This is a genomic window from Burkholderia sp. LMG 13014 (assembly GCF_905232215.1).
GTDB lineage: Bacteria > Pseudomonadota > Gammaproteobacteria > Burkholderiales > Burkholderiaceae > Burkholderia.
Window position 1 is genome coordinate 1 of the sequence record NZ_CAJNKE010000970.1, and the last position, 1,441, is coordinate 1,441.

The 1,441-nt window shown below is 64.7% G+C and carries 2 protein-coding genes; one reads left to right on the plus strand and one right to left on the minus strand.

Annotated elements, in window-relative coordinates:
• Window positions 1-207: 207 nt before the first annotated feature.
• Complete coding sequence (gene apaG / locus JYJ84_RS36615) at window positions 208-582, minus strand: Co2+/Mg2+ efflux protein ApaG (protein WP_122944377.1); 375 nt, start codon at window positions 580-582, stop codon at window positions 208-210.
• A 178-nt stretch (window positions 583-760) separates the two neighbouring features.
• Here apaG and rpe point away from each other — a divergent pair.
• Window positions 761-1,441: ribulose-phosphate 3-epimerase (gene rpe / locus JYJ84_RS36620; RefSeq protein WP_205190294.1), on the plus strand; the 681-nt coding region annotated here is incomplete at its 3' end.

Sequence of the window (1,441 nt, forward strand, 5' to 3'; positions counted from 1 at the left end):
ATACAATGTCCGTTCTTGATGGAAACCGCCATGTCAGATTTTCTCGACCAATATCCGATGCTCATCTTCGCGCTCGAAGCCTTCGTAGCGCTTGCCCTGCTGATCTTCATCGTCGTGTGGACGTCGTCGGGCAGGAAGAAGCACGCCCGCAGCAACAACGACCGCCAGCCGCGCTAACGCGCTAACGCACCGACGCGCTCCGCACGCTCAATGCAGCGTGCGCGGCATGTGCAGTGCGAACTCGTCGACCGGCGCCTCGAAGCGCTCGCCGTCTTCCGCCACGCAGAAGTACTCGCCCCGCATCGTGCCGACCGGCGTCGCGATCACGGCCCAGCTCGTGTACTCGAAGTGCTCGCCCGGCTGCAGCAGCGGCTGGTGCCCGACGACGCCGAGCCCCTTCACTTCCTGCACGTGGTTCTCGCTGTCCGTGATGATCCAGTGACGCGCGATCAGCTGCGCCGCGACCTGCCCCGTGTTGCGGATCGTCAGCGTGTACGCGAATGCGTATTGACGGCGATCGGGGTCGGATTGTTCCGGCAAGTAGCTGGTTTTCACCGAAACGGTGAACTGATACTGACTCATGATGTTTCCGGTGGAAGGTGACTGCCCGTGCCGGCATGGGCAACGGGGCCGCGGGCGCGCCGCATTGGTTCGGCATTCTATGCGCAATCGGGCCTCGGCCGCACAGCCCGCCGCCGCGCACCGGGTCGCCGGACGGTAGAATGACGGTTTTGCGCCGCAACGTCCCCGCTCCCCTGCCATGACCCAATTTCGTATCGCTCCCAGCATCCTGTCGGCCGATTTCGCACGGCTCGGCGAAGAAGTCCGCAACGTCGTAGCCGCCGGCGCCGACTGGATCCACTTCGACGTGATGGACAACCATTATGTGCCGAACCTGACGATCGGCCCGCTCGTATGCGAAGCGATCCGCCCGCACGTGCAGGTGCCGATCGACGTGCACCTGATGGTGCGCCCGGTCGACCGGATCGTGCCCGATTTCGCAAAGGCCGGCGCAAACCTGATCAGCTTCCACCCGGAAGGCTCCGATCACATCGACCGCACGCTGTCGCTGATCCGCGACCACGGCTGCAAGGCCGGCCTCGTGTTCAACCCGGCCACGCCGCTGAACTACCTCGACCACGTGATGGATCGCCTCGACTTCGTGCTGCTGATGTCGGTCAACCCGGGCTTCGGCGGCCAGTCGTTCATTCCGGAAACGCTGAACAAGCTGCGCGAAGCACGTGCACGCATCGACGCGTACACCGAGCGCACCGGCCGCGAGATCCTGCTCGAAGTCGACGGCGGCGTGAAGACCGACAACATCGCGGAAATCGCGGCGGCCGGTGCCGACACCTTCGTCGCGGGCTCGGCGATCTTCGGCAAGCCCGACTACCGCAAGGTGATCGACGAGATGCGCGCCGCGCTCGCTACCGTCGAGCGG